The organism is Corynebacterium sp. KPL1818, from assembly GCF_000478135.1.
GTDB classification, from domain to species: Bacteria; Actinomycetota; Actinomycetes; order Mycobacteriales; family Mycobacteriaceae; genus Corynebacterium; species Corynebacterium accolens.
Window position 1 is genome coordinate 18,148 of sequence record NZ_KI515760.1, and the last position, 15,624, is coordinate 33,771.

At 58.3% G+C, this 15,624-nt stretch carries 15 protein-coding genes; 8 read left to right on the plus strand and 7 right to left on the minus strand.

The features are described 5' to 3' along the window. Together sepH and serC are read right to left on the minus strand one after the other, a co-directional pair. Positions 1-849, minus strand: a complete 849-nt coding sequence (sepH, locus tag HMPREF1261_RS09680) for a septation protein SepH (protein WP_023030812.1) — start codon at positions 847-849, stop codon at positions 1-3. Between the two features lie 106 nt (positions 850-955). Continuing rightward, positions 956-2,074 (minus strand): phosphoserine transaminase, encoded by a 1,119-nt coding sequence (gene serC, locus HMPREF1261_RS09685; RefSeq protein ID WP_034658428.1) that lies wholly within the window; start codon positions 2,072-2,074, stop codon positions 956-958. Between the two features lie 157 nt (positions 2,075-2,231). Here serC and HMPREF1261_RS09690 point away from each other — a divergent pair, with 157 nt between their 5' ends. From HMPREF1261_RS09690 to HMPREF1261_RS09715, 6 genes are all read left to right on the plus strand, one after another. Further along, on the plus strand, positions 2,232-3,524 hold the full coding sequence (locus HMPREF1261_RS09690) for a citrate synthase (RefSeq protein ID WP_023030814.1): 1,293 nt from the start codon (positions 2,232-2,234) through the stop codon (positions 3,522-3,524). 121 nt (positions 3,525-3,645) lie between these two features. Beyond that, the gene (locus HMPREF1261_RS09695; protein WP_005279843.1) at positions 3,646-4,005 is read left to right on the plus strand and encodes an FKBP-type peptidyl-prolyl cis-trans isomerase; all 360 of its coding nucleotides are present in this window, start codon (positions 3,646-3,648) and stop codon (positions 4,003-4,005) included. A gap of 109 nt (positions 4,006-4,114) precedes the next feature. After that, complete coding sequence (locus tag HMPREF1261_RS09700) at positions 4,115-4,978, plus strand: aldo/keto reductase (protein WP_023030815.1); 864 nt, start codon at positions 4,115-4,117, stop codon at positions 4,976-4,978. Positions 4,979-5,372: 394 nt separating this feature from the next. After that, positions 5,373-5,720: a DUF485 domain-containing protein gene (locus tag HMPREF1261_RS09705; protein WP_005279845.1), complete on the plus strand. Its 348-nt coding sequence runs from the start codon at positions 5,373-5,375 to the stop codon at positions 5,718-5,720. After that, positions 5,721-7,364: a cation acetate symporter gene (locus HMPREF1261_RS09710; protein ID WP_023030816.1), complete on the plus strand. Its 1,644-nt coding sequence runs from the start codon at positions 5,721-5,723 to the stop codon at positions 7,362-7,364. Positions 7,365-7,403: 39 nt separating this feature from the next. Then, positions 7,404-8,333 carry a hypothetical protein gene (locus HMPREF1261_RS09715; protein ID WP_023030817.1) on the plus strand — a complete coding sequence of 310 codons (930 nt, stop codon included), beginning with the start codon at positions 7,404-7,406 and terminating at the stop codon, positions 8,331-8,333. Positions 8,334-8,335: 2 nt separating this feature from the next. On the opposite strand, the gene HMPREF1261_RS09720 is transcribed toward HMPREF1261_RS09715, so the two are convergent. From HMPREF1261_RS09720 to HMPREF1261_RS09730, 3 genes are all read right to left on the minus strand, one after another. Continuing rightward, positions 8,336-9,241, minus strand: a complete 906-nt coding sequence (locus HMPREF1261_RS09720) for a DUF1906 domain-containing protein (protein ID WP_023030818.1) — start codon at positions 9,239-9,241, stop codon at positions 8,336-8,338. Positions 9,242-9,319: 78 nt separating this feature from the next. Continuing rightward, positions 9,320-9,748, minus strand: a complete 429-nt coding sequence (locus HMPREF1261_RS09725) for an OsmC family protein (RefSeq protein ID WP_023030819.1) — start codon at positions 9,746-9,748, stop codon at positions 9,320-9,322. A gap of 10 nt (positions 9,749-9,758) precedes the next feature. Further along, a complete protein-coding gene (locus HMPREF1261_RS09730; RefSeq protein WP_023030820.1) occupies positions 9,759-11,759 on the minus strand; it encodes a prolyl oligopeptidase family serine peptidase in 2,001 nt (666 codons plus the stop codon). A gap of 310 nt (positions 11,760-12,069) precedes the next feature. On the opposite strand from HMPREF1261_RS09730, the gene HMPREF1261_RS09735 reads away from it, so the two are divergent. Together HMPREF1261_RS09735 and HMPREF1261_RS09740 are read left to right on the plus strand one after the other, a co-directional pair. Further along, positions 12,070-13,392: an ammonium transporter gene (locus HMPREF1261_RS09735; protein WP_023030821.1), complete on the plus strand. Its 1,323-nt coding sequence runs from the start codon at positions 12,070-12,072 to the stop codon at positions 13,390-13,392. Positions 13,393-13,419: 27 nt separating this feature from the next. Then, the gene (locus tag HMPREF1261_RS09740; RefSeq protein ID WP_023030822.1) at positions 13,420-13,758 is read left to right on the plus strand and encodes a P-II family nitrogen regulator; all 339 of its coding nucleotides are present in this window, start codon (positions 13,420-13,422) and stop codon (positions 13,756-13,758) included. A gap of 82 nt (positions 13,759-13,840) precedes the next feature. On the opposite strand, the gene HMPREF1261_RS12775 is transcribed toward HMPREF1261_RS09740, so the two are convergent. Together HMPREF1261_RS12775 and HMPREF1261_RS09745 are read right to left on the minus strand one after the other, a co-directional pair. Beyond that, the gene (locus tag HMPREF1261_RS12775) at positions 13,841-13,984 is read right to left on the minus strand and encodes a hypothetical protein (RefSeq protein ID WP_156907316.1); all 144 of its coding nucleotides are present in this window, start codon (positions 13,982-13,984) and stop codon (positions 13,841-13,843) included. 124 nt (positions 13,985-14,108) lie between these two features. After that, positions 14,109-15,596: a hypothetical protein gene (locus tag HMPREF1261_RS09745; protein WP_005281895.1), complete on the minus strand. Its 1,488-nt coding sequence runs from the start codon at positions 15,594-15,596 to the stop codon at positions 14,109-14,111. Positions 15,597-15,624: the final 28 nt, after the last annotated feature.

The following is a 15,624-nucleotide window of genomic DNA, read 5'->3' on the forward strand; positions in this document are numbered from 1 at the left end:
TTAGTCCCTCGGGCGCTTGGTATTGGAACGAACGCCCAAGAGCACGTCCTCCCAGTGTGGGGTGACGGCCTTGCGGCGGCGCTTCGAGGGCTTGGCTTCGGAGGAAGGATTCTGCAGGAATTCCTCTTCTTCCGTCCCTTCGCTGGAACCGGAAATATCGGTGACATTGGCGGGCTGATCGCCGTCAATGGCTTCGTCGTAGCGGCCGCTGCCCAGGGAGGTTAGCGAGCGCACCGGCTGCACGAAGTCCGGGTCCGTAAGATCTGCCGCGACCGAGTTGCGGGCCTCGACCGTAGCGGGGGAGGACATGGACTGCTTGAAGGTCCATTCCGCCTCGTTTTCAGAAAGGCCAGCCTTCCAGGTCACCCGCACAACCCACGGCTCGCCTTGGTGGCGGTAGGCATCCCACGTGGACTCCGAGAGGGAGTGACCGCGGGCGGCAAAGGAGCTTGCCAGTACTTCCCACAGGGTGAGCTTGGCCGGGCCGTCTTCGCGCACCGGGTGGGCCTGCTTGGCCACCTCAGAAATGCGGTTGCGCTCCAGCATGACCGGGTAGGCGAAGGGCTCGATGCGCGATTCATCCACGTGCATCTCTTCCGCGAGCTCCGCGGTGGACGCGCCGGCGCGGATGCGGTTTTGGATCTCTGCCGGCCGGATCTGCTTTTCTTCCTCTTCGTGGGAGGGCTTGGGCATCGGCGCTAGCTTCGGCGGCTCCGGCTTGCTAGCGGCGGGCGTGAGGGCGGAACGCAGCTCATCGGTGATGGGAAGGGAAAACTCTTCGCCTTCTTCGGTGCGTAGCACCAATGAGTCTTCGCTCGATTCGCTGTCAACGAGAAACAGCTCGCGCATAGTGTGGCGCTCCTTTGCCTATCGACGGAAGGACGGATCTGTGATGCAGTCAACTATAACGCGAAAAGGCCCCGCGCCATGCGAGGCGGCGGGGCATGTTGATGACTTAGTTGGCATCCAGCACGTAGTCGATGCACTGCGTGAGCTTGGCGATGTCCCCAGGCTCAATCGCCGGGAACATGCCCACGCGCAGCTGGTTGCGGCCCAGCTTGCGGTACGGCTCGACATCGAGGATGCCGTTGGCGCGCAGGGTGGCGGCAAGGTGGGCGGCATCCACGGAGTCATCGAAATCGATGGTGCCCACGACTAGGGAGCGCGCCGCCGGGTCGCTGACGAACGGGGTGGCCTCCGGCCGGGCTTCGGCCCAGTTGTACAGCGTGGAGGAGGACTCGGTGGTGCGCTTGACCATGCCGTCGAGCCCGCCGTTGTCATTCATCCACTTGATCTGGTTATCCAGCATGAGCAGGGTGGCGATCGCCGGGGTGTTATAGGTCTGGTTCTTGCGGGAGTTGTTTACCGCGGTCTGCAGGTTCAAAAACTCCGGAATGAAGCGGTCGGAGTTGTTGATCTTTTCGATGCGCTCTAAGGCCGCCGGGGACATCGCGGCGAGCCAGAGTCCGCCGTCGGAAGCAAAGCACTTCTGCGGCGAAAAGTAGTACACGTCGGTCTCTGCGATATTGACGGGAAGGCCGCCGGCGCCAGAGGTGGCATCGACAAGCACGAGCTGCTGGTCGTTGTGGGGGTGGGGGCGAACGACCTCCGTCATCGCACCGGTTGAGGTTTCATTGTGGGCCCAGGCGGCGACATCGGCATCGGCAGCAAGCTCGCGCGGATCCGGGGCGGTGCCGGCGGGGGATTCGGTAAGAGCCGGGGCATCGAGCCACGGGGCCTTGGAGGCTGCCTTGGCAAACTTGGTGGAGAACTCGCCAAAGGTCAGGTGGGCCGACCGGCGCTCGATGAGGCCAAAGGTGGCCGCGTCCCAAAAGGCGGTGGCGCCGCCCAAAGACAGGACGATCTCGTACCCTTCAGGAAGCGAGAAGAGATCGCTTAAGCCCTCGCGTACGGATCCCACGAGGTTTTTCACCGCCGGCTGGCGGTGCGAGGTGCCCACGATAGCGGGGTCTATGGCCTCGATTTGGGCGGGACGCACCTTGGAGGGGCCGCAGCCAAAGCGGCCATCGGAAGGCAAGAGATCTGCTGGCAGGGTGATTTCTGGAGTACTCATGCCGCCAGTGTAGAACAGTTCCGGTTGCATGGCAGGTATTTTGATGCCCGTAAACTTGTTGGCAGAATCACAAAGTTTGCTAGAGTGTGAATAGGTATAAGGCTGACTTGTCTAAGTTAGTGCCTTAAAGAACTCTTTAACAGGGAAAGGAAATTCCGTGTCTACTGAAGAAAACAAGGTAGTACTCAAGCACGCTGGCAACGAGTACGAGATGGATATCAAGCAGTCCACTGAGGGCGATTCCGGCTTCGATATCTCCAAGCTCCGCAAGAAAACCGGGCTTGTTACCTTCGACCCCGGCTACACCTCCACCGGCTCCACCGAGTCCAAGATTACCTTTATTAACGGTGAGGAGGGCATCCTTCGTTACCGTGGCTACGATATTGCTGAATTGGCAAATAACGCCACCTTCAATGAGGTTTCCTACCTGCTGATCAAGGGCCACCTGCCGGATGAGCAGGAACTCTCGCAGTTCAATAGCGCCATCCGCCACCACACCCTCTTGGATGAGGACTTTAAGGCGCAGTTCAACATCTTCCCGCGCGATGCCCACCCGATGGCCGTGCTTGCTTCCTCCGTGAACATTCTCTCCAGCTACTACCAAGACCAGCTGGACCCACTGGATGAGGAGCAGCTGGACAAGGCCACCGTTCGCCTGCTGGCTAAGGTGCCGATGCTGGCCGCTTACGCTTACCGCGCATCCCAGGGCAAGCCTTATATGTACCCGGATAACAACCTGAACGCGCGCGAGAACTTCCTGCGCATGATGTTCGGTTACCCCACCGAGGAGTACGAGGTTGACCCGGTCGTCTCCAAGGCACTGGACAAGCTGCTCATCCTGCACGCTGACCACGAGCAGAACTGCTCCACCTCCACCGTGCGCATGATTGGTTCTGCGCAGGCCAACATGTTCGTCTCCATCGCTGGCGGCATCAACGCCCTGTCCGGCCCGCTGCACGGCGGTGCTAACCAGGCCGTGCTGGAGATGCTCGAGGACATCGAGAAGAACAACGGCGGCGACGCTACCGACTTCATGAACCGCGTGAAGAACAAGGAAAAGGGCGTTCGCCTGATGGGCTTCGGCCACCGCGTGTACAAGAACTACGACCCACGCGCGGCCATCGTCAAGGAAACCGCACACGAGATCATCGATCACCTGGGCGGCGACCCAATGCTGGACCTGGCCATGAAGCTGGAAGAGATTGCGTTGAACGATGACTACTTCGTCTCCCGCAAGCTCTACCCGAACGTGGACTTCTACACCGGCCTCATCTACCGCGCCATGGGCTTCCCGACGGACTTCTTCACTGTCCTCTTCGCCATCGGCCGCCTGCCGGGCTGGATTGCCCAGTACCGCGAGCAGCTGGAGATGAACACCAAGATCAACCGTCCTCGCCAGATTTACACCGGTGAAACCCTGCGCAAGGTTACCCCTCGCAGCGAGCGCTAAATAGCGCTTTTGGTCGCCCCAATTCAGCCGAATCGGGCTTGAGCACTATAATTGGTGCAGCTCGGTTCGGTTTTATTGCGACCGCACGAACAAACTAGATTTCCCAAGGAGAATAATCCCCATGGATAAACCTGTTATTGAAGCCCAGTCTGGCCCGGCGCCGACCGACCTCGTCATCGAGGACATCGTCGTAGGCGATGGCGCTGAAGCCCAGCCTGGTGGCGTAGTGGAGGTCCACTACGTTGGTGCCGAATATGAGACCAACCAAGAATTCGATTCCTCGTGGGACCGTGGCCAGTCCATCGAGTTCCCACTGACCGGTCTCATTGCCGGCTGGCAAGAGGGCATCCCGGGAATGAAGGTGGGCGGTCGCCGTCAACTCATCATCCCGCCGGAAAAGGCCTACGGCCCCGCCGGCGGCGCGCACCCGCTGTCCGGCCGCACCCTGGTCTTTATCATTGACCTCATCCGCGCCGACTAAACTGCGCTACAAACGTTGAACCGGCTCCCGAAAAAGGGGAGCCGGTTTTTCGCTGTACTGGGGCCTTAGTTCTTTCAAGTGCCCGCATAAGACGGGAAACTGGGGCACAATGGGAACTATGACTGTGCCAACTATTTCTTTCAATGATGACCGCGAGATGCCCCAGCTCGGTCTGGGCACCTACAAGCTCAATGACGATGAATGCATTCGCGTAGTCCGCGAAGCCATTGACCTGGGCTACCGCCACTTTGATACGGCGACGCTGTATAAGAACGAAGAGGCATTGGGTACTGCGCTGAACCAAGCCATTGACGCGGGCGATGTCAGCCGCGAGGACCTGTTTATCACCTCCAAGGTCTGGCACTCCCACCACGGAGCGCAGAAGGCGGAACAAGCCTTCCAGGAATCCATGGAGAAGCTGAAGCTGGATTACTTGGACCTGTACCTCATCCACTGGCCGTGGCCACAGGGCGGGCTGTACGTGGAGACCTTTGAATCCATTGCCCGCCTGCAGGGCATGGGTCAGATCGCGTCCATTGGTGTCGCTAACTTCTACGAGGAGGTCCTTGAGGACCTCATTGATAAGACCGGCATTACCCCGGTGCTCAACCAAGTGGAGCTGCACCCTGGATTTACCCAGCCGGAGCTGCGCGAATTCCACCACAAACACGGCATCGTGACCGAGGCGTGGTCGCCGCTGGCGCGCGGTGTGGTGCTTAATAACCCGGAGATTGAAAAGATCGCCGCCGCGCATGAGGCTACCGAGGGCCAGGTGGTGCTGGCGTACCTGATGGCCAAGGGCATTTCCGTTATCCCGAAGTCTGCCCGCAGTCAGCGGCTCAAGGAGAACCTGGCCGCCGCGGAGCTGGAGCTGGGCAAGGATGAAATCGCTGCGATTGACGCCTTGGAAGGCCAAGAAGGCTTTGGCCGCATGTTTAACGATCCCCGCGAATTCCCGGGCGAAGAGGGTTAAGAAGGCACTCTCGGGCGAAGGAGCCACCGGCGACGGCGTCGTCGGTGGCTTTTGCTGTGCAGGATGGCTGAGTGGGAAGTACGTGCTGGTTAAGGCACTCACCTCGCTGATAGGCGGTTCCTTTCGCGCTTCCTTTACTCATTAGTTAATGTCTAGTTAACAAAATTTGCGAACGCGTTAAACCTGGGGTGGAGGGGGTGATTTGCAAAGAATATTAGCCCAGTTCACCGGAGCCTATCGGGCTAAAAGGGGGGAGTTTTTGTGGGGCGTATTGGCAATATTTACTGCTTTGCAAAGATTGTTCTGTATCTTACATAGCAACGCGGGTAGTGATGAACAACACATTGCGCCTCGTTTGTACAGAACCTCTCTCACCCAAGGAGACAACCCTTCTATGAGTGATACAACTGCTCCAGTCGAGCGCCGTGAGCTTACGGCAGCCGACTACATAGAAATGCGCGATAGCGAAGAGTTTGGCGAGCTGCGCAGCGCTTATCGTAGTTTCACCTTTCCCATGACCGTCGCGTTTTTCGTGTGGTACATCGTCTACGTGCTCACCGCCGTGTTTGCGCCTGATTTTATGGCCATTGAGCTCGGCGATGGCGGCTGGAACGTCGGCCTCGTCTTCGGTCTGGCCCAGTTCCTGACCACGTTCATTATTACCTGGATTTACGTGAAATACGCCAATAAGAATATTCAGCCTAAATCGGTTGCTATTCGCGAGAAGTTGGAGGCCAAGTAAATGACTACCACTTACCTTGCACAAGAAACTTCTGCCGGTAACCCGATTCTGAATATCTCCATTTTCGGCATCTTCCTCGTGGTTACCATGGCCGTCGTGTTGCACGCCGGCAAGTCCACGAAGAAGGCGTCTGACTTCTATACCGGTGGTGGCTCGTTCTCCGGCCGCCAGAATGGCTTGGCCATTTCCGGTGACTACCTTTCTGCTGCGTCCTTCCTCGGTATCGTCGGTGCGGTGGCGCTGAACGGCTACGACGGATTCTTGTACTCCGTCGGCTTCTTCGTCGCCTGGCTCGTAGCCCTGATGCTCGTGGCCGAGCCGATGCGTAACGTGGGCCGCTTTACTATGGCGGACGTATTGTCCTTCCGCCTGAAGCAAAAGCCGGTGCGCGTGGCCGCGTCCATCGCCACGCTCTTCGTGACGCTGTTCTACCTCATCGCCCAGATGGCCGGCGCCGGGTCCCTGGTGGCCGTGCTGCTGAACATCCATGACTTCAAGTGGCAGGCAGTTGTCGTCGGCATCGTTGGCGTGCTGATGATCCTCTATGTTTTGGTCGGCGGCATGAAGGGCACCACCTACGTGCAGATGATTAAGGCCGTCCTGTTGGTGACCGGTGTGGTCGTCATGTGCATCATGGTGTTTGTCTCCCTGCGCGGTGGCTTCAGCAACATGTTCAGCACAGCGATTGATATGCACGCATCGTCCGATTACCTCCATGAAAAGGGCTATGAGGCCAAGGAAATCATGGAGCCGGGCCTAAAGTACGGTGGCTCCACCGCCGCTAAGCTGGACTTCATCTCCTTGGGTATGTCCCTCGTGCTGGGTGTGGGTGGCTTGCCACACGTTCTGATGCGCTTCTACACCGTGCCGACCGCCGTTGAGGCGCGCCGCTCCGTGACGTGGGCCATCGTTATCATCGGTGCCTTCTACCTGATGACCCTGATTCTGGGCTACGGTGCAGCCGCACTGGTTGGCCCGGACCGCATCCTGAACGCACCGGGTGGCGCGAACGCCGCGGCACCGCTGCTGGCACTGGAAATCGGTGGCTCCATCTTCATGGCCATTATTTCCGCCGTGGCCTTTGCTACCGTGCTCGCCGTGGTGGCGGGCCTGGCGATTACCGCCTCCGCCTCCATTGCGCACGATATCTACCACGCAGTTATCCGCAACGGTGAGTCCACCGAGGCAGAGCAGGTGCGCGTCTCGCAGGCCACCGTGGTAATCCTGGGTATCGTCTCCATCATCTTGGGCATCTTGGCGATGACCCAGAACGTGGCCTTCCTGGTCTCCCTGGCCTTCGCAGTGGCGGCATCGGCTAACCTGCCGACCATCCTGTACTCACTGTACTGGCGCCGCTTCAACACCGCGGGTGCCGTGGCCTCCATGTACACCGGTGTTGTCTCCTGCTTGGTCCTCATCTTCTTCTCCCCAGCGGTATCCGGCACCGAAAGCGCCATGTTCCCGAACGCGGACTGGGCTATCTTCCCGCTGACCTCGCCGGGTCTGGTCAGCATCCCGCTGTCCTTCTTCGTCGGTTGGTTCGTCTCCATCGTGACCAAGCCAGACAACTTGGACGAGCTGGCAGCAGAGATGGAAGTTCGTTCCCTGACCGGTGTGGGCGTCGAGGCCCCAGTCCAGCACTAATTGCCCGAAAGGTAGCAATTACCGGTAATATGGTTCGACGTGTTTAATCCGTCCTCTCTCAACGCGGCGGCATCAGTAAAGGCTGGTGCCGCCCTTGCCGTGTGCATGCTTGCCTGCTCTACGGTTGCTGGGTGCAGCAATAGCGAGCGAGACAGCACCGCCAAAGCCGAAGACACCACGATTACCGCGCATAGGGCGACAACGGTGCCCCCGCGGATCAATGAGTTCCTCAAGGGGGATGAGGACCATTCCATTAGCTATATTCGCCTGCATGATGGCATGTATATGGGCTCTGCGGCAGAACACGATCCCCGCCCGGCGCTTAGCCTCATCAAGCTCTACATCGCTACCTACGTCATTGAGCAGGGCGAGTACGAGGATAAATTTGAGGCGCTCGGTATGATCGCCAGCTCTTCTGATAAGAGCGCCGAGGAGCTGTTTAAAAAGTATCCGGATTCCATCGATAAGATTGCCAAGGAATACGATCTGGAATCCACCAAGGCAGGCGAGACCTGGGGCTATTCGGAAACCTCCACCTATGACGTGGCCAGCTTCATCTCCCAGCTCATCAAGCGCGATGAGACCCATCCCGTGCTGGTGGCGATGTCGCACGCGGATCCCGTCTCAGAAGATGGCTATGACCAAGACTATGGCACCGCGAAGCTCTCAAATGTGGTAGGCAGCAAGTGGGGCTGGTCCAACGATAAGTCCATCAATTCCTCGGTCTCCTTTGGCAAGAATTTCGTCGCCGCAGCCTCCATTAATGGCTCTGCCGATGACCTCACGGACTACGTGAAGAGCGAAATCACCGGCGAGAACCTGGGCAAGGCCACCGAGCGGTTCCTGAAGTACAAGGACGGCGAGGACGTCCCGCCCATCGAGACGACCTCCGAAAAGCCGACCTCGAGCGAGAAGAAGGACGAGGACAAGAAGGACGAAAAGAAGTCCTCCGGGCCCAAGGGGAAATAGGCCTACTTAAAGGCCTTGGCGATGTCCTGGGCGGCATCGGCAAGCCCGCGAATTTGCTCGTTGCTTAGCGATGACCCCTTAAAACTCACCCCATCCGCGTTGAGCTGCGGCAAATCCGGCATATTGGGGATGGCCTTGTCCAGGGTGGAGCTGAGATCCTGGATGCCTGGCTGCTTGGAACCGGGCGTCCACTGGCCCCAGTCGCTGGCGTAGACCTCGTTGACATCGACAATGACGTTCTCGATGGTCTGCTGGCGCGACTGCGGCAGCTGGTGAATGGTGGTCTTGGGATGGATTTTCCCGTTGGAGCCCCAGTCGTGCATCCAGTAGAACGTGCCAATCCCATCCTGGCTGGCCCACTCGATGGTGTTGTAGTTGCCGTAGACACCGGTCTGGTAGCCGGCCACGGATAGGGCCTTGGAAAACGCTTGCAGGTACGGCCGGATGAACTGGGTGTAGTGCTCGCGGGTGGGGTTATCGTCGATGGCGATGTAGATGGGGCGGTGCGTAGGGCCACCGGCGGCCTTGTGCAGCGAAATGGCCTGCGGGGCGTGGATGGCGGCGCCGGCCGCGCCCTGCTTCCAATCGGCGGTTTCGGCGCGGCCGAATTGATAGACCGAGGCCGTGGGCAGGCCGGCGGCGGCATTGGCCGCAGCCTCTTGCAGCGTAACCGGCTTGCCGGTCATCCAAGCCGCGCCGGGGCGCTTATTGGAGACGTAGCGAATGGTACCGATGTGTCCCGCGCGCTTGATGGCGGCGGGGGAGGGGATACCGGAGGAAAAATCGATAATGGTGCCGCGCACCGGGCCGAGGGCGGCGGCAGAGGGTGCGGCCGTACCAATGGCCCCGGCGGTAAGGGCAAGGGCGCTTGCCTTCAAGAGGCCGCGACGAGACAGAGACGGTGACATGAAAAGCTCCTGCAGTGATCGCATTAGTCACAATAGTTAACAAATGCACCATAGCAGGAGATGGTGGGGGAATCGTGTTTATTTTGACACGTTGCTAAATTCCACGTTCGTGGCGTGTTCCACGGTGCGCGATACCGTGCAGTCCTTCTCGTGGGAGATCCGGATCAGGTTATCCACGAGCGCGCGGGCCTTATCGCCCTCCGGGGTGGAGGGGAAGGCGAGGTCGAAGGCGACGCGGACATCGGAAAGCCGCGAGGCGCCATCCTCATCCACGCGGTCGCCCTCCGCGCGCACCTGGAAAGACTCCGGCTCGGTGCGCCGGGAGGTTACGACATCCACATCCACCGCGGTGCACCCAGCGACGGCAGCCAGCAGGAGCTCTACCGGCGATAACAGGCCCTCCCCGCGGCCAAATTCGATGCTGGCGCCATCCGCATTGGTGGCGCGGTACACCGAATTTTCTACGCGGTTAAGGTCAACGGAATACTGCTTGGTGATTTCACTCATGGCTTAAAGCTTAAGCCAGGCTCGGGATATAGGCCACGCTGCCGCCCAGGGACATGGTGATAAAGATGGGCGCGATAACCAGGGGGCCAAGCCATACGCGGCCGGTATTGGCATAAAACATCTTGTTCAAGATGGGCAGCAGGATCATCATGGGCAAGATGGACTGCAGCATATTCACATAGAGCCAGTCATCGGTCCAGTGCACCGTGCCGGTGGCGGCGAAGACGGAGTACTGGATAACGAAGATCATCGCCAAGCCGACGGAGTTAGCCAGCGCCGCGATGAGGTAGGTCTGCCACTTGGGCGTATCGTTATAGCGCGTGCCCACACCGGCGCGGATGGAGTTGGCCAGGTAGAAGATGAACATCGCCGGTACGTACATCAGCGCTACTAGGAACCAGCGCAGCGTCAGCGGGCGGGAGGCTACGACCAAGAAGCGGTAATCGCTGTGGAAGGCGAGGTAGACGATGGATAGCACGGAGAAGTACACGAAGAGCAGGATGAAGGCCAGCAGTAGCGTGCGCCAGAAGGTGCGCCAGCTCATCGTGATGCCCCACGCGCGGGCGCGCTCGCCGCGGGCATAGGTGGACTTATCCCGGGTGATATAGAACAAGATAAGCCCCACGATGCCGTTGACGATGGCCCATAAGACCACCGAGTTGACCATGCGCGCCGGGAAGAACCAGGTGCTGACCTTATTCGCGGCATCGTAGAAGACGTCCTGCGAAAGGTTCGCCAGCGGCATGAACGTGAAGAACGCGATGGCCGCCGAAAGCACGAAGAATGCCCAGAACTTCGCGGCCTCTTTGCCCCGCGGACGCTTCGGCACCGTCGGCAGCGCCTGGGCTACTGGCGCAAAGTAGCGGGTGCGCAGGAGCATACGGGTCAGCGGGAAGAGCATGGCGATGCCGCCGATGAGGGAGATGAGGTTAAAGACCTCCTTGAGCCACCATGTCTGGTTGCCGGAATCCATCTTCACTGGCGCATCCAGGGTGTCATCGAAGAACTCGAGGATACTGCCGATGGCACTAGGCGTAAGCGGCTGCAGCGGGTGCAGCGTTTCATCGTTATAGGCAACGCGGTACGTGCCCTTGTCGATGTCCCCATAACCACGGCCGATCTCAATGTGGTCCACCTGGTCTTGTTTCTTGAGCCCAGAGTTGACCATGGACAGGGCCTCTGGGGCATCGCGCAGATCGCCATCGCCGTTGATATTGCGGTAGCCGCCTTCATCGTAGCGGGCATAGCCCAGCGCCATATTGGAGTGCACGTGCGCGAACTTCTTATCGTTTAAGTTCTTGAGCCAGCCAGAGATAAAGACCGCGGAGATCTTATCCAGGTCCTCGGCGCGCTTGCGCTCGCCATCCGTGATGGTGGTGCCGCCTTCGCTATCCGGATCCTTGGCGGCTTCGAGGGCATCATCGACCTTCTTGCCGTATTTATTGGCCGCGGTGCGCACTGCGGTACCACCAGCGGAGTGGCCGGTAATGCCGATGCGATCCTCGTCGACGTAATTAAACGTATCCAGGTGGTCAGTGACGTAATCAATGGCGGTTACGACGGCGGTATCGCCATCGTCCGGGTGCTGCGAACTCGATTCGCCCTGGTTGTATGGGTCAACTACGAGGGTGACAAAGCCGCGCCGGGCCAATTCCAGCGAGTTGGAGACTTGGGTTTCCTTGGTGCGCTGGAAGCCGGGCGAGACGATGACCATCGGCGCTTTATTCTCCGGCGTCGCGTCCTTCGGCCGGAAGAGATCGGCGGTGACGGTAGCGCCGTGCTTGCCGGCGATTTTGAGGTCAGTGACTTGAACATTGCCGCCATCGGTTTGCACTAGGGACGAGCCCAGGGCGCCGACGAGCACGATGACGATGCACACAAAGAGCTTCCAGCCATCGCTAAAGCGGCGCTTTTTGGATACTTCAGCGGGCAACTGCTGTGCCTGCTGCTCTAGAGAAAGGGATGACCGTTCTTCCATGGGAGTGGAAGAGGGGGATTGGGAGTCGGACATATACGCGTTCCTTGTGGGTGGTGCTTAATTGAAACGAGTGGGCTGAAAGTCCGATAGTGGAAAACTTAGAGTCCAGCGTGGAAGCACATTAGGCCCGCTCGAAAGCGGGTGCAAACGGTGCACTATTTGGGGGCGCTGTGCAGGCGCTGAGCTGCTCAAAGTCCGTCCGGTGCGGTGAATTAATTACGCGAGGAGGGTCAGGGGTACAGTAACCCCACATTGGGGGATTAACCTATAGTACGATAGATATTTAGATACCTGTAGTACTACCGTTATGAAAAGCAATGAAGGAACCCTACAAGGAGAAACAATGGATTCGGTGATCGCAGGCAATGCGAGCTGGATGCTCATGAGCGCGGCTCTCGTGCTGCTCATGACCCCAGCCCTGGCACTTTTTTACGGAGGCATGACAGAGCGCCGCGGTGTGCTCAACATGATGCTGATGTCCTTCGGCTCACTAGCGGTAGTCAGCATCATTTACATCCTCTGGGGCTGGTCAATGAGCTACGGCACGGAGTCTTGGGGCGGCATCGTTGCCAACCCCTTCGAGTTCTTCGGGCTGAAGGACTCCATCTTTGATGCCAACGGTGAATACCTCGAAGGTGCGGAAGGCTACGCCAATATCATCGATATCGGCTTCCAGCTCACCTTTGCCGTTATTTCCACCGCGATTATCTCCGGTGCACTCGCCGGCCGTGTGAAGTTCGGTACCTGGATGATTTTCAGTGGCCTGTGGGCAACCTTTGTCTACTTCCCGCTGGCCCACATGGTCTGGGGTGGCGGCATCCTAGGTGAGGGCGAAAGCAGCGTCACCAGCTGGATCTTTGGTAGCGAAGGTGGGGAAGCGCTTGTGGCCCCGATTGACTTTGCCGGTGGTACCGTCGTCCACATTTCCGCCGGTACGGCCGCACTGGTTCTGGCGATTGTCGTGGGCAAGCGCCAAGGCTTCCCGAAGAGCGTGCAGCGCCCCCACAACCTGCCCATGGTCATGCTCGGTGCCGGTCTGCTGTGGTTCGGTTGGTTCGGCTTCAACGGCGGTTCCGCCTTCGCTGCCGATGGCCTCGCCGGCCTGGCCTGGGTCAACACCACCGCCGCTACGGCTGCAGCAATCCTGGGCTGGTTGCTCGTGGAAAAGCTGCGCGATAACTACTGCACCTCCCTGGGTGCTGCCTCCGGTGTGGTCGCAGGACTTGTCACCATTACCCCGGCCGCAGGCGACCTGAACCCGGTGACCTCGCTCATCATGGGTGCCCTCGGCGGCATGCTGGGTTGTTTGGGCGTGGGCCTGAAGTTCCGCTTCGGCTTCGATGACTCCCTCGACGTCGTGGGCGTCCACTTGGTCGCCGGCCTGTGGGGCACTGTGGCAGTTGCCTTCTTTGCCAATGACCGCGGCATCTTAACCGGCGGCGGTGCCGAAGGCTGGAAGCTGCTCATCGTACAGATTCTCATCGCAGCGATCGCCGTAGTCTTCGCCGCAGTCATTACCGCCATCATCGCGGTGATTTTGAAGGCGACCATCGGCTGGCGCGTGACCGACCAGATTGAAACCGACGGCATTGACTTTGGTGGTCACCGTGAGACCGGCTACGACATTGGCGGCCGTGCCATGCGCGGTACCACCAGCCGCAACTAAAACGCCCAGCGATACCTAGGAGCAACAATGAAACTCGTAACAGCCGTGGTCAAGCCCTTTACGCTTGATGATATCCAGCAAGCCCTACAAAAGCTCGGCTCACCGGGCATGACGGTGTCTGAAATTGAAGGCTTTGGCCAGCAACGCGGTAACAAAGAAATCTACCGCGGCGCCCAATTCGCCACCTCCTTTGTCCCCAAGGCCAAGATCGAGCTCATCGTGGCAGACGATGACGCCGAAGCGATTGTCGATGCCATCGTCGACGCCGCCTGCACCGGCGAAATCGGCGACGGCAAGATTTGGATTGCCCCCGTCGAAGACGTGATCCGCGTCCGCACCGGCGAGCGTGGCGAGAAGGCTATTTAAGGCTCCAACGCACCAGCGCCCCAGGCCTTCACAGAAGACTGGAGGCCTAGGGCTTTTGCTGCGGTGCGTAGACTCTAGGATTTTAGCTTTCTAGCTGACCTGTTTTACCGAGTTTTATGGCCGCGGTCTGGCTAGAAAGCGTACCCCATGCAGCAACGATCATCTGAGCAGTATCACCGCTGTCAACGTCATCTCCCGCGAGCGGGACAAAGTCATCGATTTTCATATAGCTTCATTAAAGGCGCTACGCAGGGGTTTCTGCTGCTCACCTAGGTGGACCGTGGACTCCGAAGATCAGGGCAATAGATACTCCATTGGTTTCTACTACTGTTCGAAACGAAACAATCCGACTAGTTTGTTGATACTGGTTTGGCGTCAGCCGGTCCTTCTCCGCTGTCTTCTGTGGGGATTTCATCGAGGGAACGAATAGTGCCGTCCTGCTGGTCCTTGAACATATCTTTGCCTCGGACTACGAGCACCATTATGATTCCTGCTGCAAATCCCCAGGCAGCACCTTGAGTAGCTAAAACACCTGCCGTGATACCGGCAATACCGAGATCCTTTTGATTTTGTGACTCCATGATTCCAACTCGAACGGAAACGAATCCTTGGATAATAAGGGTGAGCGCCAATCCGACTGGAAGGATGGGTTCCACAAAGGAAGTGATTGGTAGCAACAATAGCCCAGTGATCGAGCCCCACCTGAAGGATCCTGCGCCACCGAAGATCGACTTCATAGCCTTCTTGCCCTGCTTGTAGCGCTCTACAATCACTACATGCATGGCAGCCCATAATGGCCCGCACATGGCAACATCGGGTCCAATTATCGACATAAGGGCATTACGCCCTCCGAAAAGCAGGTGTGCTCGGGAGGGGTTGTATACGACAGCTTCGTCGGTACGTACGTGGTCGGCCTCTTTGAGAACAGCGTTAGCTTGCAGCACATCGCCAAAGAGGACGATGTAAGCAGCAAGAACAGTAGGAATTGCCGTCAGAAACATTTCTGCTGGTGGAATTCCAACTCCGAAAACGGTGTACTCACTCCAAAGAGTCGCAAAATCTGGCTGCGAAAAACCCCACTCGATATCTGGCCAGGGGGCCTCGCCGGCTAAGGGCGCGACGAAAACCGCGACGAAAATGGCAGGTAGGATTCCTAGAGAAGCAAGGAAACGCCATCCAGCAGCTTTCTGACGTAACTCAGCGAAAGCACGTGAATACATCAAGAAAAATGCCACGGCGACTGCCACACTGATAGAAATGGGGAAGCTATGGAAGCGTCCGCCTTCCTCGAAGACAGAGATAATTGCTGCGATACCCGCTCCCAAAACGATGCCGGAACGAAGTCCTGAGGGGATTAGTCTTACGACTTTAGTTGCCCATCCTGTTATGCCCAGCGTTAGAGAAAATAATCCGAGCATGAGTTGGAAGCTGATAAGGGCCCATATTCGGTCAGTTCCTTCTGGGAAGGAGTGAACATAGAGAATCAGAAGAGGGATGGCTGGAGTGATCCAGCCAGGCACTACCGGATCGCCTAAGAGATGGTGGGTCAAATACAGCAACCCATTGAGTACAACAACGGCCAAGGCGACCTGATATGGCATCCCCAAAGCTTCAGTCATTAGGGGAATGGCCCCTAAATCAACGACGCACATGAACAGGCCCTGTGTAAAATCAGGCCATTCGAGGCGGTAATGAATAAATGGTAAGCGAATTTCAAACGGTCCGGCCTTCCAATGCGGAGATTCTGAACCGATTCCTTCTGCTTTAGAAGACACCATTTCTTGCTTCTCCGGAGAAGCTTGTCTCTTATTTTTGGGAGGTAGTTTATCTTGCGACATTGGTTTTCCTTTTACGCCGAATTGCGCT

Bases quoted from the DNA above. Each gene is read 5' to 3' on its own strand.
- sepH (WP_023030812.1), bottom strand. From the start codon at position 849: ATGCGCGAGCTGTTTCTCGTTGACAGCGAATCGAGCGAAGACTCATTG.
- serC (WP_034658428.1), bottom strand. From the start codon at position 2,074: ATGAGTACTCCAGAAATCACCCTGCCAGCAGATCTCTTGCCTTCCGAT.
- HMPREF1261_RS09695 (WP_005279843.1), top strand. From the start codon at position 3,646: ATGGATAAACCTGTTATTGAAGCCCAGTCTGGCCCGGCGCCGACCGAC.
- HMPREF1261_RS09700 (WP_023030815.1), top strand. From the start codon at position 4,115: ATGGGAACTATGACTGTGCCAACTATTTCTTTCAATGATGACCGCGAG.
- HMPREF1261_RS09705 (WP_005279845.1), top strand. From the start codon at position 5,373: ATGAGTGATACAACTGCTCCAGTCGAGCGCCGTGAGCTTACGGCAGCC.
- HMPREF1261_RS09710 (WP_023030816.1), top strand. From the start codon at position 5,721: ATGACTACCACTTACCTTGCACAAGAAACTTCTGCCGGTAACCCGATT.
- HMPREF1261_RS09720 (WP_023030818.1), bottom strand. From the start codon at position 9,241: ATGTCACCGTCTCTGTCTCGTCGCGGCCTCTTGAAGGCAAGCGCCCTT.
- HMPREF1261_RS09725 (WP_023030819.1), bottom strand. From the start codon at position 9,748: ATGAGTGAAATCACCAAGCAGTATTCCGTTGACCTTAACCGCGTAGAA.
- HMPREF1261_RS09730 (WP_023030820.1), bottom strand. From the start codon at position 11,759: ATGTCCGACTCCCAATCCCCCTCTTCCACTCCCATGGAAGAACGGTCA.
- HMPREF1261_RS09735 (WP_023030821.1), top strand. From the start codon at position 12,070: ATGGATTCGGTGATCGCAGGCAATGCGAGCTGGATGCTCATGAGCGCG.
- HMPREF1261_RS09740 (WP_023030822.1), top strand. From the start codon at position 13,420: ATGAAACTCGTAACAGCCGTGGTCAAGCCCTTTACGCTTGATGATATC.
- HMPREF1261_RS12775 (WP_156907316.1), bottom strand. From the start codon at position 13,984: ATGAAAATCGATGACTTTGTCCCGCTCGCGGGAGATGACGTTGACAGC.
- HMPREF1261_RS09745 (WP_005281895.1), bottom strand. From the start codon at position 15,596: ATGTCGCAAGATAAACTACCTCCCAAAAATAAGAGACAAGCTTCTCCG.